Here is a 14,862-nt window from a genome sequence, read left to right on the forward strand (position 1 = left end):
CCTTCACCGCATTACACACATTACCCAGCCACGGCCAGGAAAGAAAACAGCCGCCGACTGGGTAGTGCGCGTCAATACAAGACGTGTGCCACGTGTTGTAGTGGCGCGAAGGCTAGACGTTCCAGACGCCCTTCGTATCAATGACCGTCTTCGATCCGAGCTTTGAGGTATCGAATGCCAAGATCTCCTTGTGATTGACCAGCAACAGGACAATATCTGCAGCCTCTACGGCGTCGTCGAGGTCCTGCTTCTGGATGTTCGAAAGCTCCGCGAGCGACTCCGGCAGTTCATCCACGTTCGGTTCAACAACTCGAATATCTGCCTTCGGGTTCTCCTCAGCCAGCTGGCGCACGATATTCAGTGAGGGCGATTCACGCAGATCATCAATGTCGTTCTTGAAGGCGATACCCAATGCAGCAACTACAGGGGATTCCAGGCCCTCCATCGCGTCTACGACCTTGTTGATAACCCATTGGGGCTTGCCATCATTCACATCGCGAGCCATCTTCACGATCTTTGCTTCTTCCGGCGTGGCAGACACGATGAACCATGGATCGACCGCGATGCAGTGTCCGCCCACGCCCGGGCCCGGTTGGAGAATATTCACACGCGGGTGGTGGTTGGCGAGCTCGATCAGTTCCCACACGTCGATGCCGAGGCGATCGCAAATAAGGGAGAGCTCGTTTGCAAACGCGATATTGACGTCACGGAACGAGTTCTCGGTGAGCTTTGCCATTTCTGCGGTTGTAGCATCGGTCGTCAGCAGTTCCGCAGTACAGAACGTCGAATACAGGTTTCGAGCAAGCTCGGTCGCGCGAGGGGTGAGTCCACCGACGACGCGGTCGTTGTTCTCCATCTCCTCCATGATCCGTCCCGGCAATACGCGTTCGGGGCAGTGGGCGACAAAGATTGCATTTTCCTCATCGTCACCAACCGCGAGGTCCGGACGCTTTTCCAGAATGTAGTCAGCCATGGCACGCGTGGTCCCCGGAGGCGAAGTAGACTCGAGCACTACGAGAGCACCAGGTCGCAGGTGGGGCGCCATCGCATCAACCGCCGAGTTGATGAATTTGGTGTCGACCTCGTGATTCTCACCCTTAAACGGAGTGGGAACGCAAACGATGTACGCGTCTGCTTCGATTTGATCAAAGCGAGCGGTCAACAGACCACGGTTGACAACGTCCTTCAACATCTCGTCGAACCCGGGCTCTACGAACGGCACTTCGCCCTTGTTGATGGTCTCAACAAACGCGGGGTTGACGTCAACACCGGTAACTTTAATCCCCTTTGACGCAATGAATGCTGCAGTCGGAAGACCGATGTACCCCAATCCGACGACGCAGACGTCATTGAACTGTTGTTGCGCGTTAGTCATGTTTGGAAGAATCCCTTTCGTTAACAAATAATAGCTACCTAGCTTGCAGTACTGCCGGTATTAGACCTCAAGTGTTAAAGATACACGGAAGCACATTTCATCTTCGACGGCAGGCCAATCACTGCTCGGGCAGCTCTGGGTTAAATTCCTCAATCCGTTCCCCGATGCCGGTGAGTTCCGCGATCGCCGCAACCGCGCGTTGAGCAGCTTTTCCATCACCATATGGATTGACTGCGTTGGCCATCGCTTCGTAAGCAGCATCCTGATCGAGGAGGTTCTTGGCTTCGGCCTCGATGCGACCACGATCCGTGCCAACCAGCTTCACGGTGCCGGCGACGACTGCCTCAGGGCGCTCGGTGTTCTCGCGCATGACCAGAACCGGCTTACCCAGCGAGGGCGCCTCTTCCTGTACTCCGCCCGAGTCGGTGAGCACGAGGTACGCACGATTCAGTAGTGCAGTGAACTGGTCATACGGGAGCGGATCTGTGATGATCACGTTTGGCAGATCCTCAACCTCAGGAAGCACCGCATCGCGGACCTTCGGATTCAGGTGGAGCGGGAGTGCGAACGCGTAATCGGGGTATGCCTTCGCAAGGTCCTGCACCGCACCTCCGATTTCGGTCATCGCGTCGAGGTTCTCGCGACGGTGGGTGGTCACCAGCACGACCTTCTGATCATTGTCCTGCAGGGCCTGGAGGCGCTCGTCATCAAATGCGACGTCCCATTCCTTGGCAGCCAATAGGGCGTCGATCACCGTGTTGCCCGTGACCACGATGTCCTTGCTGCGGAAGTTCTCACGGCGAAGGTTTTCCTTGGACTGCTCGGTCGGCGCGAGATGGAGGCTGGCGAGCTGGCCAATAATTTTGCGGTTTGCTTCCTCCGGGAACGGGGAGAAGATATTGCCGGTGCGCAGCCCCGCTTCGAGGTGAACGATCTTAACGCCACTGTGGAAGCCTGCGAGAGCAGCGGCCATTGCCGTCGAGGTGTCGCCCTGAGAGATGATGACGTCGGGCACTTCGGACTTAATGATTGGATCAAGACCCTGAATTGCCCGGGAGACGAGCTCATTGAGGGACTGTCCCGGCTTCATCAGTCCCATGTCATGATCAGGCTCGATCCCGAAGCGCTTGTTTACCTGCTCGAGCATTTCGCGGTGCTGACCTGTAGACACCACCACAGACTCGAAGCGGTCATCGTTCTCGAGTGCTTTGATTACTGGCGCGACTTTGATTGCCTCGGGGCGGGTGCCGTAGACAGTCATCACTTTCGGTTTGGGGGAAGACACGATTCCTCGCTGCGATGTTGGGGGATAATGTACTTCCTCCTAATCTATCGCAACAACCGTCAACACGTTGTGCCGGTGCCATCAACCAGTAAGGTGGGGGCCATGTATCAATTCGTTGTCGGAGCAGCCGCCGGGTACGTGTTCGGCACGAAGGCCGGCCGCAAGCGCTACCACCAGATTGTCAACGCCACCCAGGCGGCGGTGAACTCGCCAGTGACCAAGCAGGTCGTGGAGTCCACCCGCAAGGCCATCGCGAACAAGATTGACCCCGAGCCGCGGATGCGGGAGGTCAAGGACCTGCGCAAGGGGCGGAAGCTGCGGGGAAAGAAGAATCCGGAGCTCGAGGACCAGATTCTCGAGCCGGACGAGGACTAAGGCGGGCTAGGCGGTCAATAGGCCGGACACGATGCCGTCGAGAATGTCCTTCTCGCTGATAATGAAGGAGGTCGCGCCGGCCTCGCGGGCGAAAGCGTCCATCATCTCCTCCACGACGGTGGAGCCGGAGCCGATGACGTCTGCTCGGCCGGGGTGCATCGGGCCGTACTCGAGGCGCTGCGACGCGGTGCGAGCGCGCAGGTCCGCGGTGACCTCCCGCATCCGCTCGAAGGGGATCTCCGACATGTGGATGCGCGTGGGGTCGTAGGAGTCGAGGTTCTGGGCGAGTGCAGAAAGCGTGGTAAAAGTGCCCGCACAGCCCACGAACGTACGTGCCTGGGCGAAGGGGACGACCTCGGCGGCCTCGGCGATGCGATCGCGGATGTAGGCGCGCGCGGACTCGGTTTCTTGGGCGGTCGGTGGGTCGGTGCGCATGAAGCGCTCGGTGATGCGGACACACCCCATTTGGGTGGAGCGCGCGCCCTGGTTCATGACGAACTCGGTGGAACCGCCGCCGAGGTCGATGACGCAGAAGCGCCCGCGGGCGGGGTCGATGTCCGCCGTGGCGCCGCGGAACGACAGGTGCGCTTCCTCTTCGCCGGAGATGACTTCGGCCTGCGCACCCGGCTGAATCTGGTCGAGGAGTTCGCGGGTCACGGCGAAGAAGTCCTCGCGGTTGGAGGCGTCGCGGGTGGCGGAGGTGGCAACCATGCGTACACGCTGCACGCCCTCGGCGCGCATGCGCTCGGTGTAGCCGGCAAGCGCCTGGCGGGTGCGCTCGATGGCCTCCGGGTTGAAACGACCGGTTTCGTCCACACCCTGGCCGAGGCGGACGATGGTGTTCTCGCGGGTGACCTCAGTCAGCGAGCCGTCGTCGTCGCGGCGCGTGATGAGGAGGCGGATGGAGTTGGTGCCGCAGTCGACGGCAGCGACGGTCATTGGTGCGTGCTGTGGGGCGGTCATGCGAGCCCCTCCCCTGCCTCGTCGAGGGTGATGCCCAGGTCCTCGAGCGTGGGCCAGTCCGCGGGGATCGCGGAGCCGCGGAGGTTGCCGTGCTCGGCGGCAAGGGCGACGGCCTCGTCACCGAAGCGGACGCGGCCTGGGCTCTCTGCAAGCGCGTAGGCGATAAGCACGTGGAGGCACTTCACCCGCTCCGGCATCCCGCCGCCGGAGAAGTCCGTGCCCAGGTCCTCGATGGCGTTGCGCTCGGCGAGGTAGTGCTCGTGCGCGGCGAGGTAGTCCTTGCGCAGCGCCTCGCCGTTGTCGGACTCCTCATTCAGGCGGGACTCCATCCACTTCATCACCTGGGCGACCTCGAGCCGGGACGCCTCGGCGGTGAGGCGTGGGTCTGTGAGGTAGTAGAGGGTTGGGAAGGGCGTGCCGTCGTCAAGCTTTGGCGCGGTCTTGAGCACAGCTGGCTGGGCGTCGGGCGTGCGGTAGGCGATGGCGAGGACGCCGCGGGGCGCGCGGCCGAGCTGCTCGGCGACGGTGGCGAGGTCGTCCTGCGTGGGGGTTTCGTGTTGCAGCATGTTGCACATTGTGTCACAGGCTGCAACATGTTGAGCCACCGTGGGAGGCGGCTACTGAGCGCTCCAATCGTCTGCAGCCTCCGCTGGTACAGCGTCTTCCGGCGACACGGCTTCCGGGTTCGCGGCGTCCGGCGCTGGGACGGGCTGATTAGCTTGCTCCTCCCCTGCCGGGGGCTCCACGGGCTCCGGTGACTCCGGGGCTTCCGGGAGCTCGCGGAGCGAATCCCACATGACGGCGGGCCAGGAGCGCTCGTCGGGAAGCTCATCGGTGGTGATGGAGGGGCTGTGGGACATGCGCGGGTCGATGATGCGCCAGGCGGACTCCCCCTCCGCCATCACGCCCAGGCGGCGGCGTGTCTCCTGCTCCACGTAGGCGGGGTCGTCGTACTTCGCGATGTCCTCTTCCAACTGCGCTTTCCGGCGCTCCAGCTGCTCGATGGAGGACTGTGCGCGGGCGATCTCGGCGCGACCCTCGTAGTAGTTGCGCAGCGGGACCGCGATGGCGATAAGGACCGCGATCACGAGCGCGATGAGGATGGCCATGCTGGTGATGTCCTGCTGGAACAGCGCGGGCAGGCGGCGCTTCTTCACGCCAGCGGCGGCCTCTTCGGCGCGGCGGCGCTGCTCGCGCTCGCGCGAAGCCACCGGCACCCTTCGAGGTGCTTTGTTGCGCCCGCGTCTCCGGCCGGGCTCCTGCGTTACGCGTGAGGACATAGTGATTGGAAGTGTAGCCCTCCGGGCCGGGCGCGTGTGAAGGCGCGCGGGCGACTACGGCAGCTGGATGCCGTACTGGGAGAGGTCGATTCCCAGCTGCGGCGCGAGCGCCACACCGGCGCCCAAGGCGGCGAGGACGCCCAGGACCACGGCGACGGCCGTGCCCGCGGTAGTGCTGCCATCGGTACCGGTGCCTGCGGCAGGTATCGCCGGGGCATCCGTCTCCTCCGGCTTGTCCGCTTGCGCCTTGGCCAGCGCGACGGCGGCGCGCCGCAGCTCCTCCCGCGCGTCCTCCACAGCCTGCTTGCGCACGGAGAGTTCGACCTGTGCGGTTTCGGCGTCAATGTTGGCGTCGTTGACTGCGTCGGTGGCGTCGGCAAGCGCCTGCTCGTCAGCGGCGTCCGCGTCGAGCGCCTCGAGCTTGTGCTTTGCGACATTGCGCGCCTCCACCTTCCGGTCCAGCTCCGCCTGCGCGGCGTCGACCTTGGCCTGCTGCGCCTCAACCGCCTGCTTCGCCTCCGCGAGCGCGGCCTTCGCGTCGGTCACGGATTGCTCGGCGGCGGCGAGTTGGGTGGCGTGGGCGGATGCAGCGGCAGCAGGTGCGAGCGCCAGCATGACGGAGCCGGCCGCCACGATGGCGAGGGCGCGCGCGGAGCGGGAAGACACAGAGTGGCCTTTCTACGTGTATGGGGATGACACGCACAAGCCTAAGCGCCCGCCCTGTTATCAGGGCAGCTGGATACCGAACTGGGAAAGGTCAATCCCCAGCTGCGGGGCGAACGCGATCCCCGCGGCGAGGATTGCCAGCAGGCTGGCCACGACCGCGATGGCGGTCCCAGCCGTGCTGCTGCCCTCGGTCTCGGCGGGTGCGTCGGCCGCGGTGGTCGTCTCGGCCGGCATGGCCGCCGTGGTGGTCTCGGCCGGCATGGCCGCCGTGGTCGTCTCGGCCGGAGTGGCCGCCGTAGTCGTCTCGGCCGGAGTGGCCGCGGTGGTCGTCTCGGCCGGTGTCACGTCCTGCGACGTTGGGGCGGGAGCCGGGGCCGGCGGCTGCGGTTCCCGGGCGCGCACCTGCGCGAGGGCAGCGCGGGCGGATTCGACGGCGTTGCGCGCGGGGCCCTGCGCGTCCGACAGCTCGGCGGCTGCTGCGCGTTCCGCCTCGAAGGTGGACTTGGCGTGGTTGAGGGTGACGGTGGCGTCGGCAAGCGACTGCTCATACGGCTCGCGCGGGATTGCGCGCTTGCGCTCCAGCTCTGAGGACGCCGCGGTCAAGCGGGAATTCGTGCTGACGACGTCGACGTTTGCGTCCACCTCCGCCTTTTCAGCCTTCTCCCGTGCCGCGGTGGCGTCCTCGTGCGCGGCCTTGGCCTCGTCTAACTGGCCGGTGAGGCGGTCCAGCTCCGCGGAAGCCGCAGCCGCCTCCTCCGCGGCCTCGGTGGAACGATGCTCCAGCGCGATGTACTGCTGGGTGAAGGACTCGATCGCCTCGGTATGGTCAACCGGTTCAACTGACGGATCCAGGCCCGCATCGGTGTACTCGGACTTGTCCAAGCCGTCGAGGATGAAATCGCCGTACTCGGGCTCCTCGCCCGGGTTGAGCTCGGGGTTGCGCAGAGGCTCCGCGCGCATGAGGTCAGTCGCGCCCGCGGGGAGGTAGAACGGCTCGCCGCTTTCCAACGCCTTGCGGGTCATGGCGTCAGTCCGGTAGTAGCTGTCGTCCGAATGCGTGTCCTCGATGAAGAACATCGTGGTGCCGAAAATTCCGCCCTTGCTGTCGGTCGCGATGCCCACGCCCATGCGCTGCATCTGCGGCGCGAGCATGTTGCGGTTGTGCCCGGGCGAGTGGCGCCACCCGTCAAACAGGTAGTACGGCACCGACTCCCAGGTCTGGCGCGTCCAGGCGTTGACGTCCTCACCACGCTGGGGCTGGTAGGTGAAAATAATGTTTTCGCCCGAACGGCCCCACTCCTTTCCGTTGGAGTGGCGGAATGCAGCGTCGAGATCGCCGGACTCGTCGTAGTCCCGCGCCATCACCTCGGACCAGGCCTCAGCCTGCTCCGTAAACACGGGGTGCACGGTGAGCGGGTGCAAGCCGTGGGCCTCGCGGTACTCGTTGATCATTTCCTCGATGGACTGGGACGCCAGGCGCTTCCAGTCCTGGGCCGAGTAGTCAGAACCGGAAATGTCGCGGCGCTCAAGGTCGTCGAGCTCCGCGCCGACGGAGAAGAGCTCATCTTCCGCCTCGTCGCGCGTGCGCTCGCGCTCCGCGAGCGTGCCGGCTTGCGCGTCGCGCTGCCGTGTCGCTTCGGCCAGGCGCTCGTTCGCCTTGACCTCTGCGGCGGCTGCATCCTTGACGGACTGGGCGGCTGCCGCTGCGGCGGCTTCCGCCGCGGCGAGCGCGTCCTTCGCCTCCTGTTCGGCCCGCTCCAGCGCGGTCACGTCAAGGTTGGCCAGGTCGGCCTTCGCCTGCTCGTACCGTGTCGTGGCGGCGTCCAGGTCCGCCTGCGCCGCGTCGGCCTTTGCCTGCTGCTGCTGGGCTTCCGATTGCGCGGCGGCAAGCGCTGCGTCGGCATCGGCGACGGCTTGCTCGGCGTCGGCGAGTTCCTGCTTCCAGGTGGCCAGGTCAGCCTGGTACTGGTTCGCAGGATCAGCGGTGGTGGCGATCGTAGCGCTGGCGGTGTCGGAGACGGTGGCGAGCGCCGCCGGCGCCGGGACGAGGGCAAGGGAAAGTGAGGTCGCCGCAGCAACGGCGACGAAAATACGGGAATACACGGGAACGGCCTTTCTCGGCACGGGAAGTTGCATACACAACCCTATCCGCACGCACACAGAAAGCCCCAAGCATTACCCAAGAAAATTGGAAGAACTTTCAGAGACGCGAAACCCCCTTGCACTCCGCGTTCATTCATTGGGCGGGGTGCAAGGGGGCGTCGAAAAGCGCTTACTTCTTAAAGCGCGGGAACGCGGAGCGGCCGGCGTACACGGCGGCGTCGTCAAGCTCCTGCTCGATGCGCAGCAGCTGGTTGTACTTGGCAACGCGCTCGGAGCGGGCCGGGGCACCGGTCTTGATCTGGCCGCAGCCCAGGGCGACGGCGAGATCCGCGATGGTGGTGTCCTCGGTCTCGCCGGAGCGGTGGGACATCATGGTGCGGTAGCCGTTGCGGTGAGCCAGGTCGACCGCGTCGAAGGTCTCGGTAAGCGTACCGATCTGGTTGACCTTGACCAGCAGGGCGTTCGCAGCCTTCTCCTCGATGCCGCGCGCCAGGCGCTCCGGGTTGGTGACGAAGAAGTCGTCGCCGACGATCTGGACCTTGTCGCCGATCGCGGCGGTGAGCTTGGTGTAGCCCTCCCAGTCATCCTCCTGCAGCGGGTCCTCGATGGAGACGATCGGATACTGCTCGATGAGCTCCTCGTAGACCTTCGCCATCTCCCCTGCGGAGTGCTCGCCGCCCTCGAACTTGTAAACGCCGTCCTCGAAGAACTCGGAGGATGCGACGTCGAGCGCCAGGGCGATGTCCTCGCCCGGCTTCAGACCGGCCTTCTCAATGGCCTCGACGATGAGGTCGAGCGCAGCCTTGGTGGAGTCGACGGACGGGGCGAAGCCGCCCTCGTCGCCCAGGCCGGTGGACAGGCCCTTGGCCTTGATCACGGACTTCAGCGCGTGGTAGACCTCGGCGCCCATGCGCAGCGCCTCGGCGAAGGACTCGGCGCCGATCGGGGCGATCATGAACTCCTGGACGTCCACGCCGGAGTCAGCGTGAGCGCCACCGTTAACGATGTTCATCATCGGGACCGGCAGGACGTGCGCGTTCGGGCCGCCGATGTAGCGGTACAGCGGCAGACCAGCGGACTCCGCAGCGGCCTTCGCGGCGGCGATGGACACGCCCAGGATGGCGTTGGCGCCCAGGCGGGACTTGTTGTCGGTGCCGTCCAGGTCAATCATGGCCTTATCAATCAGGCGCTGGTCATCAGCATCGATGCCGGCCACAGCGTCAGCGATCTCCTCGTTGACGTTCTCCACGGCCTTCTGCACGCCCTTGCCGTTGTAACGGTCGCCGCCGTCACGCAGCTCGTGGGCCTCGTGCACACCCGTGGACGCGCCGGAGGGCACGCCAGCGACGCCGTTGGACATATCGTCGAGCAGCACCTCTGCCTCGACGGTGGGGTTGCCGCGGGAATCAAGAATCTCGCGGGCGAAGGCGTGGATAATGATAGCCATTGTGGCTCAACTCCTTGAGAGTGGACATTGAAGTTTCCGCCTCCCGATTGTTCCAGAGTTTTGCCGAGAATGCTCGCCCCAACGAGGGATCGGTAGCCCCGTTTACGTTTGGATGCGCCCGGACGTGTGGTTTTAGCGAGGCGCTGACTGGTTGAGCGCGTAGTTCGCCGCCGCGTTGCGCACCTTGCGCACGTACTCGTTGGACTGGTTGTAGGCGTGCACCGCGTCGTACCAGCCGTCCTCCGTGGCCAGATCGCGCCCGTCCGCGCACAGGAGGTTGGCGGTACCGAGGGCGGCGTCGTCGATCTGCTGCGGGTCCGGGTAGCCGTCGCCGTTCGCGTCGCGCCCGTAGCGCTGCCACGACTCCGGGATGAACTGCATGGGCCCGAGCGCGCGGTCAAACGTCGTGTCGCCGTCAAACTCGCCGCCGTCCGTGTCGTGGACCACCGCGAAGGATTCGCTGCCGTCAAGCTGGGGGCCGATTATCGACGGCACCGCCACCCCATCCTCACCCAACCGGGCAGAATCAAACGTGTGCCCCGTGTACGTACCGTGGCGCGTCTCCACCCAGCCGATGCCGGCGAGCGTATTCCAGTTCAGGTGGCAGGCCGGCCACGCCTCCGCCGCGATGAGGGCCGCGTTGCCGTAGGCGCGCACCGCCTGCGCGTCGACGCCCGTCTGCTCCGCGATCGGGGCGGCCCACTCGGCGAGCTGGTCGGAGGTGCGGCCGGGGGCGTGGACGTTGATGAGCGGGGGCGCCTCGGCGGCCGCCGGGGGGATCGTGTCCGGGACCGGGGTGCGGGTCTGGCGCGGGATCGGCTGCCCCAGGAACGAGAGGACCCACGCCACCACGGAGATGGCCAGCACGACGGCGAGCGTCATGACGAGGAGGCCGACGCAGCCGCAGCCACGGGCGGCGCGACGGGCGTGAGTCGAATTTGCCATAGCTGCCGAGCATACCGGCCCCGCAGTGCCAGACAGGAACGGGCAGGCCGCGAGTCACATAAGTCACACGCGTCACTTGCGTAACGTGTAGGCTGTTGCGCGGACGGCCGAACGGCCCACGCCACGTACCCGAAAATTCTTGCTTCCCGGAAGGAACCCCATGACCGCAATCGCAGCCCTGCGCCGCACCGCCCTCGCCGCCGCGGGCGTATTCGTCGCCACGTCGCTCATCTCCCCCGCCACCGCCGGCGCCGACACCAACTACGTCGAGCTGGTCCGCGTCCTCAACGGCAACGTCAAGACGATGGACTGCAACGCCCTGCGCACCGTCGTCCGCGGCACCGGGCTTGCCGACGAAAACACCACCCGCTCCCAGTTCGTCGGCAACGTCAACAAGGCCGTCGGCGAGGACGCCGCGCTGCGCCTCGTTGCCGCCCCCACCGTGAACACGCTCGGCGACCGCGCCCTCGAGTGCGGCGTGGTCAAGCCGGACCAGGCCACCCCGCTCAACCAGGCCATCGCGATGAGCTCGCAGATGTCCTCGCAGGCCGGCCTGCCGGAGATTCGCAACCTCATCCCCGCCGTCGCCGCGCAGTAACCGCGGCTAGTCCGCCTCGCGAGCCTTGCCCTCCGCCCAGAGGCGGTCCTGCGTCGCCTGATCCACGGGCCCCGTCGACCCGTCGAAGAAATACGGGGCCCGCGATCGCATCTTCGCCACGAACGCCGCAGCGACGTCGCCGAAATCGAACGCGCCGCGCTCGTCGGCGATTTCGGCGTGGAAGAGGACTTGCAGGAGGACGTCGGCAAGCTCATGCTTCAACGCCTCATCACCCGCACCCTGCTCGATCGCCTCTGCCAGCTCGGCTGATTCCTCGCGAAGAAACGGCAGCAGGCTCACGTGCGTCATCTGCCGCTCCCACTCGCCGCGGCGACGGGCGTCGCGCATGACGCGGCGGGCCTCCACGAGCGGGTCCTCTAGCGACGGCACGCGCACGACCTCCTCGCCGGCCGCGTCGCGCACGCGCACCTCCGGGTCGGCGGGATCCGTCGTGACCAGCCACGGCTCGCCCACCGTCGACGGCGCGCTCAGCGACCACCGCACCGACACCGGCACCTCCGCGGTGAACTCCAGCGGCCCAACCAGCCGCTGCACCACGTCCACCGGCACCATCTGCGGCCACCGAGCATCAAGCACCAACACAGTCATACCGCGCATTGTAGCGGCCACCCGGACATGCAAGGATGGACGCATGACAATCGCAGAAGCGCTTCACGACGCCACCCCAACCCCCGAGGACGTCGCCGCAGACTCCTCGACCTTCTCCCCCATCCGCTGGAAAACCGGATGGCCGCACCACCTCCGCCGCGTCCCGCCGTTCCGCGACGACGCCACCGCGTCGCTGACCCGCCGCGACGTGTTCCTCTTCGCACAGGACGTGGTCGACTCGGAGTACAACCGCGACCAGATCATCGACTTCCTCGGCGCCGCATTCGCGTTCGCGGCCGGCCAGTCGAACCAGGTCATGCAGCTGCAGCAGTTCTTGCGCAACAAGCACAACGCCAACCAGCTGTTGCAGGCGATCCGCAACATCGGCGGTAAGTCCGCGGTGGACGCCTACGCGTCGCTCGTTGAAACCGGGCTGGCGCCGAAGTTCGCGTCGCACGTGGCCTACTTCCTCGCCGGGCCGCAGGAGGCCAGCGACGAGAAGCCGGTGATCATCTGCTCCAAGCGCGCCGCCGGCGCCGGGCTGTCCAAGGACGCCGACTGGACCGCCGACGACTACGCCGAGTACCTCACGGCGCTTCGCGAGGCCCGCGACGCCCACGACTCCTCCCTGCCGTTCGACGCGGTGGAGTACGCGCTGCGCAAGCACGCCGACGCCTAACGCCCGCGCAACGCAGACGGCGCCCGTCCCCCAATGTTTCGGGGACGGGCGCCGTTTGCTTTTTGGGCGTTAGCTGCTCAGGCCGCTGATGCCGGTGAGGCCGAGGTTGCTGACCCTGTAGCCGAGCGCCAGGACGATGCCGACGACCGGCGCGAGCATTGCGACGGTCGGGTCCGTGGTGATGGTCTTCGGAAGTCCCTGAAACTCAGTGATCTTCTGGCCCTCGACTTCGCAGGACTGCATGCCGGCCTTCGCGTTGGAGAGGCAGAGGATGCGGTCTCCCTCGAACTTGCCAAGGACGCGGACGCCGTTGGTGCCATAGTCGAAGAAGCGGGGGTCGCCGAAGCGGATGACGTCGTAGCTGCGCCACGTGGTGGCGTAGCCGGGGTCAGACGGGAACTCCTCTTCGGGGACGTAGTAGCCGCCGGTCCAGTCGGTGCCTTCGAACGGCTCTTCTGCGGACGCGGGGGCGGCATTGATGACGGAGGTTGCGGACAGGGTCAGGACTGCGGAGAGGGCGGCGACGCGGGCCGCGCGGTGCTTTGTGCTCATACTCATTTAATCTACGTGTATGCGGCGCGCGTTACAGCTGTTCGGAAGTTTTTGGGCACGCCAATGCGGCGCAGCCTCACCGGCGCGCCTTGGCGTGAGCGTTTACGGGGACGTCGGCGGCGGCTCCCCGTCCACCGCGGAATAGGCGCGCCCCGTCGGTACGACGTGGCCGCCCGGGCTGATCCACACGATCCGCCCGGCGCGCCGCTCCACCCGTCCGAACTGCGGCAACCCGTTGACTCCGTTGTGGAACGAGCACAGCCAGCACAGGTTCCCGGCGTGCGTCTCGCCGCCGTCGCGGTATTCGTGGATGTGGTGCGCCTGCGCCTTCGCGGCCGGCGCGCGGCAGTCCGGCCAGCAGCACCGGGCGCCGTCGGTGTCGATCATCCGCCGGTGCTTGTCGTGGGCGAATCGCGCCCGGTACGTGTTGAGCGGCCCCTCCATCGGCGAGACAAGCGTGATGTAGCCGTTGCCCTGCAGCTTGCGCTCGAGCAGTTCCGCGCCCGTGAGCACGGCGCCGTTGGACATCTCGACCCGGATGTCGTCGCCGTCGCCGGTGAGGATCCGGACGTAGTCGGTCACGGTGAGTACGACGTTGGCGACGGCCGTGGTTTCGGCGACGGGTTTGCGGCTGAGGAGCCAGGCGGTGGCGTCGAAAAGCGAATCGCTTTGCGCGTCGGCCTCCATCGAGTCGACGACGTCCTGGAGCTGCGCCGAGGGCCCGACGAAGGAGAGCCGCATCGTGCCGTCGGCGTAGCGCGCCACGCGGTAGCCGTGCGCGGGCGGCGGCGTGGGTGTGCGTTTGAGGGCTCGCGCTTGACGACGCACCTCCGCCCCGTCGCCAGACGTCGCGCACAACGCCTCGCGGAACCGCCAGCGCTCCGTGGGGTCGGTGATCGTGCGCGACGCCCGGGCGATGTACGCGAGCGTGTCCAGGCGGTGGCCGTTCTCCAGCGCTTTGTCGCGACAGCGGCGCTGGTAGGCGCTGTGGGAGGTCGGGCCATAGAAGGTGGTGGCGACGGTGACAAACTGCTCGGCGCGATCCGCCTCCATGCCGCGCGCGGTGAGCTCCGCGGCGGTCATGCCCGCGACGAGGCCCGCGAGCGCGATGGCGCGGCGGTCCAGGTCGATGAGCGCGTCGATGTCTGTCAAGGTGTCCATGCCGACCACACTATGGGCCCATCGGGGCAGGTCACAAGGGTTTGTGATTCTTCTCCGACTTTGCCGCCGAAAGGGAACCGAGGCGGCCTCCGCTGCGTCTAAAAGGGGTTAGGCGCGCGAGGCGCGGTCGTTGAGCTCGCGGCGCGCCTGCTCCAGCGCCACGAGGTCCGAGAACAGGGCGTTGTAGGCCTCCGGCTCCTCGGAGGGGCGCATGCGCTGGAGCTGGGACTTCAGCTGCGCGATCTGGTCGCCCACGCGCGTCTCCTGCAGGCGTGAGAGCACGGAGTCGACGTAGCGGTCCATGTCGTCGGCGTGGATCGGCTCAACGGCGAGCTCGGAGACGAAGTTGCGGCCGGCCAGGTCGCGCATCTCCGCGGCGACGGCGGCGAGGAAGTTTGCGCCGTGCTCGGTGGCGGAGGCGACGCCGCCCGCGCTGGCGATGGCCTCGCGGACCTGGCGGTAGGCGTCGTTGGTGAACGCGTCCGGGTTGATGCCCTCGAAGTAGGTGCCCGCCTTGTCCGGGTATTGCAGCGCGATCTTCAGCGCCTCGCGTTGCGGCCACAGGAGCGGGTCCTGCGGGTCCGGCGGCTGCAGGGCCGGGGGCTGTCTCTTATACTGCTTGAAAAAAAAAACTTTTAATTTCGTTCTCAATATTTGCACTTACTATATTACATCCTAGTTTGTAATATAGATCGTCTCTGCCTCTTTGCTATTACTTAAATGATTGTATAACCTTGCCGCTAACCGTAACACGTGTATGTCAATTTGTTTACAGTCGTAAGTACTTTCTCTTCTACGCACCTCGTCACCACTCACGCATGGTA

The 14,862-nt window shown here is 65.8% G+C and carries 15 protein-coding genes and 1 pseudogene; 3 read left to right on the forward strand and 13 right to left on the reverse strand.

Translation table 11 applies throughout. The features are described from left to right. Nucleotides 1-112: 112 nt before the first annotated feature. Both wecC and wecB read right to left on the reverse strand, forming a co-directional pair. A complete protein-coding gene (gene wecC / locus FPH17_RS11315; protein WP_154880660.1) occupies nt 113-1,375 on the reverse strand; it encodes a UDP-N-acetyl-D-mannosamine dehydrogenase in 1,263 nt (420 codons plus the stop codon). 118 nt (nt 1,376-1,493) lie between these two features. Then, a complete protein-coding gene (gene wecB, locus FPH17_RS11320) occupies nt 1,494-2,636 on the reverse strand; it encodes a non-hydrolyzing UDP-N-acetylglucosamine 2-epimerase (protein WP_154880681.1) in 1,143 nt (380 codons plus the stop codon). A 126-nt stretch (nt 2,637-2,762) separates the two neighbouring features. On the opposite strand from wecB, the gene FPH17_RS11325 reads away from it, so the two are divergent. Next, entirely contained in the window at nt 2,763-3,035 is a 273-nt protein-coding gene (locus tag FPH17_RS11325; RefSeq protein WP_095275527.1) for a hypothetical protein, read from the forward strand. Nucleotides 3,036-3,041: 6 nt separating this feature from the next. Here FPH17_RS11325 and FPH17_RS11330 read toward each other — a convergent pair whose 3' ends face one another. The 7 genes from FPH17_RS11330 to FPH17_RS11360 all read right to left on the reverse strand — a co-directional run bounded on the left by FPH17_RS11330 (nt 3,042) and on the right by FPH17_RS11360 (nt 10,439). Beyond that, the gene (locus FPH17_RS11330) at nt 3,042-3,998 is read right to left on the reverse strand and encodes a Ppx/GppA phosphatase family protein (RefSeq protein ID WP_414437234.1); all 957 of its coding nucleotides are present in this window, start codon (nt 3,996-3,998) and stop codon (nt 3,042-3,044) included. Then, a complete protein-coding gene (locus FPH17_RS11335) occupies nt 3,995-4,564 on the reverse strand; it encodes a DUF501 domain-containing protein (RefSeq protein WP_154880662.1) in 570 nt (189 codons plus the stop codon). Before FPH17_RS11335 ends, FPH17_RS11330 begins: the two co-directional genes overlap by 4 nt. A gap of 51 nt (nt 4,565-4,615) precedes the next feature. Further along, the gene (locus tag FPH17_RS11340; protein WP_244288112.1) at nt 4,616-5,209 is read right to left on the reverse strand and encodes an FtsB family cell division protein; all 594 of its coding nucleotides are present in this window, start codon (nt 5,207-5,209) and stop codon (nt 4,616-4,618) included. A gap of 123 nt (nt 5,210-5,332) precedes the next feature. Beyond that, a complete protein-coding gene (locus FPH17_RS11345; protein ID WP_154880665.1) occupies nt 5,333-5,944 on the reverse strand; it encodes a hypothetical protein in 612 nt (203 codons plus the stop codon). 60 nt (nt 5,945-6,004) lie between these two features. Continuing rightward, on the reverse strand, nt 6,005-8,047 hold the full coding sequence (locus FPH17_RS11350) for a CAP domain-containing protein (protein ID WP_167496830.1): 2,043 nt from the start codon (nt 8,045-8,047) through the stop codon (nt 6,005-6,007). Between the two features lie 169 nt (nt 8,048-8,216). Continuing rightward, nucleotides 8,217-9,494 carry a phosphopyruvate hydratase gene (gene eno, locus FPH17_RS11355; protein ID WP_154880669.1) on the reverse strand — a complete coding sequence of 426 codons (1,278 nt, stop codon included), beginning with the start codon at nt 9,492-9,494 and terminating at the stop codon, nt 8,217-8,219. Between the two features lie 132 nt (nt 9,495-9,626). Next, entirely contained in the window at nt 9,627-10,439 is an 813-nt protein-coding gene (locus FPH17_RS11360; protein WP_238397102.1) for a lytic transglycosylase domain-containing protein, read from the reverse strand. A gap of 160 nt (nt 10,440-10,599) precedes the next feature. Here FPH17_RS11360 and FPH17_RS11365 point away from each other — a divergent pair, with 160 nt between their 5' ends. Further along, the gene (locus FPH17_RS11365; protein ID WP_154880670.1) at nt 10,600-11,037 is read left to right on the forward strand and encodes a hypothetical protein; all 438 of its coding nucleotides are present in this window, start codon (nt 10,600-10,602) and stop codon (nt 11,035-11,037) included. A 6-nt stretch (nt 11,038-11,043) separates the two neighbouring features. Here the strand turns inward: FPH17_RS11365 and FPH17_RS11370 are convergent, their stop codons facing one another. Beyond that, on the reverse strand, nt 11,044-11,646 hold the full coding sequence (locus FPH17_RS11370) for a MazG nucleotide pyrophosphohydrolase domain-containing protein (protein WP_154880671.1): 603 nt from the start codon (nt 11,644-11,646) through the stop codon (nt 11,044-11,046). A gap of 43 nt (nt 11,647-11,689) precedes the next feature. Between FPH17_RS11370 and FPH17_RS11375 the strand changes: the two genes are divergently transcribed. Further along, nucleotides 11,690-12,325 carry an 8-oxoguanine DNA glycosylase OGG fold protein gene (locus FPH17_RS11375; RefSeq protein ID WP_154880673.1) on the forward strand — a complete coding sequence of 212 codons (636 nt, stop codon included), beginning with the start codon at nt 11,690-11,692 and terminating at the stop codon, nt 12,323-12,325. A 69-nt stretch (nt 12,326-12,394) separates the two neighbouring features. On the opposite strand, the gene FPH17_RS11380 is transcribed toward FPH17_RS11375, so the two are convergent. From FPH17_RS11380 to FPH17_RS11390, 3 genes and pseudogenes are all read right to left on the reverse strand, one after another. Then, a complete protein-coding gene (locus tag FPH17_RS11380; protein ID WP_154880675.1) occupies nt 12,395-12,877 on the reverse strand; it encodes a hypothetical protein in 483 nt (160 codons plus the stop codon). 102 nt (nt 12,878-12,979) lie between these two features. Then, nucleotides 12,980-14,038 carry an HNH endonuclease signature motif containing protein gene (locus tag FPH17_RS11385; RefSeq protein ID WP_095275515.1) on the reverse strand — a complete coding sequence of 353 codons (1,059 nt, stop codon included), beginning with the start codon at nt 14,036-14,038 and terminating at the stop codon, nt 12,980-12,982. 108 nt (nt 14,039-14,146) lie between these two features. Then, nucleotides 14,147-14,638 (reverse strand): annotated as a pseudogene (locus tag FPH17_RS11390) (DNA primase); the annotation flags it as partial. Between the last annotated feature and the right edge of the window lie 224 nt (nt 14,639-14,862).

This window comes from Corynebacterium gottingense (genome assembly GCF_007559235.1).
GTDB lineage: Bacteria > Actinomycetota > Actinomycetes > Mycobacteriales > Mycobacteriaceae > Corynebacterium > Corynebacterium gottingense.

Excerpts from the sequence above, each read along its gene's own strand:
- FPH17_RS11335 (WP_154880662.1), bottom strand. The coding sequence starts at position 4,564 with ATGCTGCAACACGAAACCCCCACGCAGGACGACCTCGCCACCGTCGCC.
- wecB (WP_154880681.1), bottom strand. The coding sequence starts at position 2,636 with ATGACTGTCTACGGCACCCGCCCCGAGGCAATCAAAGTCGCGCCAGTA.
- FPH17_RS11375 (WP_154880673.1), top strand. The coding sequence starts at position 11,690 with ATGACAATCGCAGAAGCGCTTCACGACGCCACCCCAACCCCCGAGGAC.
- wecC (WP_154880660.1), bottom strand. The coding sequence starts at position 1,375 with ATGACTAACGCGCAACAACAGTTCAATGACGTCTGCGTCGTCGGATTG.
- FPH17_RS11330 (WP_414437234.1), bottom strand. The coding sequence starts at position 3,998 with ATGACCGCCCCACAGCACGCACCAATGACCGTCGCTGCCGTCGACTGC.
- eno (WP_154880669.1), bottom strand. The coding sequence starts at position 9,494 with ATGGCTATCATTATCCACGCCTTCGCCCGCGAGATTCTTGATTCCCGC.
- FPH17_RS11380 (WP_154880675.1), bottom strand. The coding sequence starts at position 12,877 with ATGAGCACAAAGCACCGCGCGGCCCGCGTCGCCGCCCTCTCCGCAGTC.
- FPH17_RS11385 (WP_095275515.1), bottom strand. The coding sequence starts at position 14,038 with ATGGACACCTTGACAGACATCGACGCGCTCATCGACCTGGACCGCCGC.
- FPH17_RS11365 (WP_154880670.1), top strand. The coding sequence starts at position 10,600 with ATGACCGCAATCGCAGCCCTGCGCCGCACCGCCCTCGCCGCCGCGGGC.
- FPH17_RS11360 (WP_238397102.1), bottom strand. The coding sequence starts at position 10,439 with ATGGCAAATTCGACTCACGCCCGTCGCGCCGCCCGTGGCTGCGGCTGC.
- FPH17_RS11370 (WP_154880671.1), bottom strand. The coding sequence starts at position 11,646 with ATGACTGTGTTGGTGCTTGATGCTCGGTGGCCGCAGATGGTGCCGGTG.
- FPH17_RS11325 (WP_095275527.1), top strand. The coding sequence starts at position 2,763 with ATGTATCAATTCGTTGTCGGAGCAGCCGCCGGGTACGTGTTCGGCACG.